This window comes from Actinomadura sp. KC216 (assembly GCF_004348535.1).
Classification (GTDB): domain Bacteria; phylum Actinomycetota; class Actinomycetes; order Streptosporangiales; family Streptosporangiaceae; genus Spirillospora.
Map to the genome: position 1 here is coordinate 1 of NZ_SMJX01000413.1, position 6,400 is coordinate 6,400.

Below are 6,400 nucleotides of genomic sequence, written 5' to 3' on the forward strand. Positions count from 1 at the left end.
GCCGGACGCGGAGGACCGGCCGGTCGCGTCGACGACCCGTCCCGACATCGTGATGCCCGGCTCCCCCGGCGCGGGCGCGGACTCCGGCGCCCGGCCCCCCGACCGCGCCGAAGACCCCGACGCCGAGGACGGCCCCGCCTCCCAGGACGTGAATCCGCCGCCGTCCAGCAACTTCCGCAGCGGCCCCACCCCGCCCGTCGACTGAACGGCGTGACAACGGCGTGACGCGGCCCCGCGGCGGGGTACCTAGCCGCCATGAGCGACCTACTCGCTCGGCTGTTCGACGACGCCGCGCTCGGCCCGCCGGACCGCGTCCCGATGGACAGGGCGCTGGCGGCGCACCGCGCGGCGGCCCGGGACCCGGCCACCGGACGGTTCCTGTGCCCCGCGTCGCGGTTCGCCGAGCTGCGGGCACTGCTCGTCCCGGAGGATCTGCTCGACCTGGGCCTGATCGCGGACACGGGGATCGGGGAGCTGCCGGAGGCGCTGGACGCTGCCGGCGCCGAGCCGCGCGTCCGGACATCGGCGGTGCGGATCGCGCTTCCGGGCGAGGCCGACCAGGCGCGGGCCGCCGCCGTGACGATCGCGCAGCTCCCCGCCGGCGTGCCCGCGCACATCCAGGTGCGGCACTCGCCCGGATGGCGCGACGCGCTCGACCGCATGTCCGCGGCCCGGGAGCATGGTGTCCTGCTGGGCGCTGCGCACCGCATGGACGGCCCGTCCGCCGACGTCGCGGCGTTCATCGCGGCGTGTGCCGACCGCGGCCTCCCCTTCACCTGCGCGGCCGGGGCGGATCACGCCGTCCGGCACCGGGACCGGCACGGCTTCCTGAACATCCTCCTCGCCACGGCGTCCGCGACGCGCGGGAACGACGACGTCCGGCAGACGCTCGAACGCACCGACGCCTCCGGGCCCTCCGGCCTCGCCGCCGAGCTGCTGGCGCTGACCGGCGCCGAGGCGCGGGCGACGCGCCGCCTGCTGCTCTCGTTCAGCGTGCCGGGCCTCGACGCCGCCCTGTCCGCGCTGTCCCTGATCAGAACGCCCACTGCCTGACCCCTCCCGCTCCACCGGGTGAAAGGCACACACCGGGGAAGATATGGCTGCATGACCACCGATTCGTGGGTCGAGGTCGATCCGGACGGCGGCTTCGGCGTCGAGAACCTGCCGTACGGGGTCTTCTCGCGTCCCGGTGAGCTGCCCCGCGTCGGCGCGGCCATCGGCGATCAGGTGCTCGACCTCGCGGCGATGTCCGCGGCGGGCATGGTCGAGGACCGCCGCTACTTCGCCTCCGGTTCGCTGAACGCCTTCATGGTCGCCGGGCGCCCCGTCTGGGAGGCGAACCGCGCCCGGCTCGCCGAGGTGCTGACCGACGAGTCGTACCGCGAACAGGTCGAACCCCACCTGATCCCCCTCTCGGAGGTCGAGCTCCAGCGCCCGTTCGAGGTCGCGGACTACGTCGACTTCTACTCGTCCGAGCACCACGCCAGGAACACCGGACGGATCTTCCGCCCGCGCGACGAGCCGCTGCCGTCCAACTGGAAGCGGCTGCCGATCGGCTATCACGGGCGCGCCGGCACCGTGTACCCGTCCGGGACGCCGGTGATCCGGCCGTCCGGGCAGCGCAGGACGCCCGGCGAGCCGGAGCCGTCGTTCGGGCCGTCGCAGCGGCTCGACTTCGAGGCGGAGGTCGCGTTCGTCGCGGGCGTGCCGTCCGTCGCGGGGCGCGGCGTCCCCGTGGGCGCGTTCCGCGATCACGTGTTCGGGTTCGTCCTGCTGAACGACTGGAGCGCCCGCGATCTCCAGGCATGGGAGTCGCGGCCGCTCGGCCCGTTCCTCGGCAAGTCGTTCGCGACGTCGATCTCCTCGTGGGTCGTGCCGGTCGCCGCGCTGGAGGCCGCCCGCGTCGCACCGCCCGTCCAGGACCCGGTGCCGCTCCCCTACCTGCGCTGCGACGAGCCGTGGGGACTGGACCTGCGGCTGGAGGTGCTGATCAACGGCCAGGCCGTCAGCCGCCCGCGCTTCGCCTCGATGTACTGGACGCCGCCGCAGCAGCTCGCCCACGCCACGGTCAACGGCGCCCCGCTGCGCACCGGGGACCTGTTCGCGTCCGGGACGGTCTCGGGCCCCGAGCGCGACCAGCGCGGCTGCATGCTGGAGCTCTCCTGGAACGGCCAGGAACCCGTGGAGCTGGCCGACGGCACCAGACGCTCGTTCCTGGAGGACGGTGACACGGTCACGATCCGGGCCCAGGCCCCGGGCGCGTCCGGCTCCCGCATCACGTTCGGCGAGGTGACCGGCACCGTCCACCCCACCCGCGCCTAGCCCGCCTCCGCGTCCGTCTCCGCCGCCAGCGCCTGCGTGCAGGCTCGTTCCGCTTGCGCGTCGAGGCGGTCCCAGCCTTCGAGGGCGCGGTCGAGCTCGTCGCGGTCGCCGTGCAGGCGCCAGCGGGCGCGGGCGAGGCAGGCCGCCGCCCAGCCGTTCTCCTCGGCGAACGGGGTCGCGGACGCCAGCCGCTCCGCCGCCTCGGGAAGCCCCGCCGCGACGGCCAGTTCCGCCCCGGCCGCCCGCGCGTACGCCAGGTACGGGTCCAGTGGCGTCCCTGCGGCGAAGGCCCGGCGCACGAGGGTCTCGGCATCGCCGGACCGCCCGTCGTGGACGGCCAGCCGGGCGTCCACGAACACCGCCACCGCGTCCGTCGCGAGCGCGCCGCCGCCGCCCGCGACCTCCGCGGCCCTGGACCGCCACAGCGCGACCGCTTCCGGCTCTCCGAGCATCCCGCTCGCCAGCACCGTCGTGCACACGGCGGGGAGCATCCAGCGCGGCGCGGGCCGTCCGGCGCGCTCCCACTGGTCCCACATCCGCTCCGCGTGCCCGATCGCGTCGCGGAACCGTCCGGTCAGGGCGAGCGGCTGGACGAGGCGGCTCGCCGTGATGTGGGTGTCGCTCAGCAGGTCGTCGTCCATGCCCGCGCGCGCCGCCGCCATCCCGCCGGGCAGATCCCCGGCCATGATCGCGTAGATGCAGGCGCGGCCGTAGGTGTTGCATATCTCCGGGGCGCAGTACGGGTCGTCGCGGTCCATGGACGGCAGCAGGTCCAGCCGTTCCCGGGTGATCCGGTTGGCCTCGCGCAGCCGTCCGGCCAGCAGCGCCGCGGTCGCCGCCGCGCACAGCCCGGAGCTGATCAGCACCGGGTCCGCGGTCGCCTGGGCGGCGGCGAGGGCCCGCGGCGCGGACTCCGCGTCCGGCGCGCCGCGTCCCGGGCCGTCCAGCCAGGCCCGCGCCACGGCCAGGCAGGCCGCCACCTCCGGGTCGCCCGAACCTGCGGCCCCGTGCCCGGCGGCCTCGACCGCCTGGTCCAGCAGGCCGTGCAGGCGCTCGCGCGAGACGTCGGTCTCGAACGCCTCCGGGAACCGGCACGCCGTCTCCACCGCGCGGGCCAGGTCGATCGCCCGGCCGCGCCGGTCCCCGGCCCGCCGCGCCTGCTCGGCCGCCTCCAGCAGCAGCTCGAACACGTGCTGGTTGGACGTGGTGCTCACGTGCGCGCATCCGGCTCCCGCCCGCAGGTCTCCGGCGGCAGAGGCCGCGTCCGGTGCGACCTCGGCGGCGGTCCGATAGTGCGCGAACGACTCCAGCAGATGGCGGCGGGCGAAGGTCAGGCGCGCCAGCGCGCTCGCCAGCCGGTGCGTCACCTCGGACGGGCCACGGGACGACGTCAGCGCGGACCGCAGATCAGCGGCCATGGCGTCGAAGTCCTCCCGCCACGCCGGATCACCGAGCCGCCGCTCCAGACCGGACGCCGCGGACGCCGCCCAGCGCAGGTGACGCTCCCCGATCTCCTCATCCTCACCGGCGGCGGACAGTTGCGCCTGCGCGAACGCCCGCACGGTCTCCAGCAGCCGCCACCGGTCGGCCCGTCCCCGCAGGTGCACCACGAGGCTCTTGTCGACGAGCCGTCCGAGCAGGTCCGCGACGCCCGCCCGGTCACCGCCGACTGCCGCCGCCGCGTCCATGTCGAACGCCCCGGCGAACACCCCGAGGCGGCGGAACAGCGCCTTCTCCTCCTCGTCGAGCAGATCATGGCTCCAGGACAGGACCGCCCGCAGCGACCGGTGCCGCTCGTCGCCGCCGCGCCCGCCGGACAGCAGGCGCAGCGCGTCCTCGAGCGCGGCGAGCAGGCCGGTGGCGCCCAGCGACACGCCCCGGGCCGCCGCCAGCTCGATCGCGAGCGGCATGCCGTCGAGCCGCGCGCACAGGTCGGTGATCACCGCGGGGTCCGCGACGAACCGCGGGTCGGCGGTCAGCGCCCGGTCGTGGAACAGCGCCGCGGCGTCCGAGCCGGGCAGCGGGGAGATCGGGACGCTCCGCTCGCCCGGGACGCCCAGCCGCTCCCGGCTGGTCACGAGCACGCGCGTGCCGGGACAGGACGCCAGGATCCGCTCGGCGAACGCGGCCGCCTCGTCGATGACGTGCTCGCAGTTGTCCAGCAGGAGCAGCGACCGTCCGGTGCCGAGCCGCGCCGCGACCGCGTCCGCCAGCGGCTGGTGCGACCCCTCCGTCACCCCGAGCGCGGTCGCGACCGCCCTCGCCACGAACCCGTCGCGCACGGGCACCAGGTCCACGAAGGCGCCGCCGGACGGGAACAGCGCGCCCGCGTCCGCCGCGACCATCGCCGCCAGCCGGGTCTTGCCCACGCCGCCCGGCCCCAGCAACGTCACCAGCCGGGCCTCTTCCAGCGCCGCCAGCACCTCGGCGCGCTCGGCGTCGCGGCCGACGAACGTCGTCGCGGACGCCGGCAGCCCGACGACGCGGCCCGGTTCCGGCGCCTCGGAGCGAGCCAGCTCCGCCAAGGCCCACCGGTCGGCCACGCCGTACTTGCGCAGCAGCGACGACACGTGGCTCTCCACCGTCCGGACGGAGACGTGCAGCCGGTTCGCGATCTGCGCGTTGGACAGCCGCGAGCCGAGCGCGGCGAGCACCTCGGCCTCCCGCTCGGATATCCGTTCCGCCACCGTCGCGGCCCCTTTCCGTGGCGGCGTCCGTGGTGCTCTGCGGGCGCCACGGATGACCGCGCCACCCCTCAGACCAGACGCTGGAGACACGCCCGAACCGACGAGGAGAACACCATGAACACCCTAACCGCGCCCCCCACCACGGACCTGGACGAACTGGTCACCGCTGTACGCGCCGCCGTGGCCCGTCCCGGCGGATGGCGCGACACCGCGTCCCACGTGGCGGACGCGTTGCGCGAGCACATGCCGTCGCCCGCCCTGCTCACCCCGGACCAGCTCGCCGGCGAGCGCGGCACCTTCAACAGCCACCGCCTGCACGTGGAGCCGGACGGCTCGTTCTCCATGGTCGCGATCGTCTGGCAGCCCGGCGCGGTGACCCTGATCCACGATCACGTGACCTGGTGCGTGTTCGGCATCCTGGCCGGCGTCGAGTACGAGGACCTCTACACGCTCTCCGAGGACGGCACCGAGCTGATCGAGGCCGGCAGCAACCACGCCCCGGCCGGCGAGGGCAGCGGCTTCGCCCCGCCCGGCGACATCCACCGCGTCCGCAACGCCAGCGACGACGTCGCCGTCTCCCTGCACATCTACGGCACCGACCTCAACGCCATCGGCTCCAGCGCCCGCCGCTACTACGACCTCCCGATCCGCCCCGCCCATGTGGACGGACGGTCCTGACAGACCGACGCCCCGGCGCTCTGCGCGAAGCAGATCACCGGGGCACGGTCACGCGGACGAGGACGTCAGGCGATCATCACCGCCACCGCTGGACGGAACCGACGCCCGGCCGCTGCTCCGGCGGGCCGCCGGGGTTGAAGAACCCCATGGCATCCTGGCACTCGGGGTCGCTGAAGCTCATCCACAGCTCAGGCGGCCCGCCACTGACGACCTGCCAGGACAGGAACTGGTAGTCGGTGCTCTGGCACTCGAAGCCCTCGAAGACGCGGTCGGGCGGACCGGCCGGGCCGCCCCGTCAGGCGTAGAGGCTGCCGGAGGACGCCGCGGTGGCGGCGCCCTGGCCGCTCTGGGGGTCAGCGTAGGCGGTGGGGCCGAGCATCAGGCCCGTCGCCACCGTGGCGGCTACGGCTAGAACCCCGAGCGAGGCGATGGGACGTGGCGAGAAGCGCATGAGAGTGGACTCCTTCCGAAATGCCCATGGTCTGTGCACTTCTCGAACATATGCGAAGAGTAGTGATCTGAACACATAACGTAGTAGTCAGATGATAGATCCTCGATGGTCTGCAAAATCGGTCTAAAACCGCACACGGCGCACGATCCACCGGTCAGCTCACCGTCACGTCCGCGGAGCCGGTGCGCTGGCAAGCCGCCCACGTCCGCGCGGCAGCGAGTGCACCAGCCCGGGCCGTGGGGGCGGCGGGAGGCCACGCAGA

The 6,400-nt window shown here is 74.7% G+C and carries 6 protein-coding genes; 4 read left to right on the plus strand and 2 right to left on the minus strand.

Going from position 1 to position 6,400, the window contains the following annotated elements:
• The 3 genes from E1264_RS38700 to fahA form a co-directional block, all read left to right on the plus strand.
• Positions 1–205: hypothetical protein (locus tag E1264_RS38700; protein WP_207936814.1), on the plus strand; the 205-nt coding region annotated here is incomplete at its 5' end.
• Between the two features lie 50 nt (positions 206–255).
• The gene (locus E1264_RS38705; protein WP_132181902.1) at positions 256–1,053 is read left to right on the plus strand and encodes a hypothetical protein; all 798 of its coding nucleotides are present in this window, start codon (positions 256–258) and stop codon (positions 1,051–1,053) included.
• Between the two features lie 51 nt (positions 1,054–1,104).
• Complete coding sequence (fahA, locus tag E1264_RS38710; RefSeq protein ID WP_132181904.1) at positions 1,105–2,322, plus strand: fumarylacetoacetase; 1,218 nt, start codon at positions 1,105–1,107, stop codon at positions 2,320–2,322.
• Here fahA and E1264_RS38715 read toward each other — a convergent pair.
• A complete protein-coding gene (locus E1264_RS38715; RefSeq protein WP_165964607.1) occupies positions 2,319–5,009 on the minus strand; it encodes a LuxR C-terminal-related transcriptional regulator in 2,691 nt (896 codons plus the stop codon). The two genes, fahA and E1264_RS38715, sit on opposite strands and share 4 nt — an antisense overlap.
• A gap of 114 nt (positions 5,010–5,123) precedes the next feature.
• On the opposite strand from E1264_RS38715, the gene E1264_RS38720 reads away from it, so the two are divergent.
• Positions 5,124–5,687: a cysteine dioxygenase family protein gene (locus E1264_RS38720; protein WP_132181908.1), complete on the plus strand. Its 564-nt coding sequence runs from the start codon at positions 5,124–5,126 to the stop codon at positions 5,685–5,687.
• Positions 5,688–5,982: 295 nt separating this feature from the next.
• Here E1264_RS38720 and E1264_RS44170 read toward each other — a convergent pair whose 3' ends face one another.
• The gene (locus E1264_RS44170; protein ID WP_165964608.1) at positions 5,983–6,138 is read right to left on the minus strand and encodes a hypothetical protein; all 156 of its coding nucleotides are present in this window, start codon (positions 6,136–6,138) and stop codon (positions 5,983–5,985) included.
• Positions 6,139–6,400: the final 262 nt, after the last annotated feature.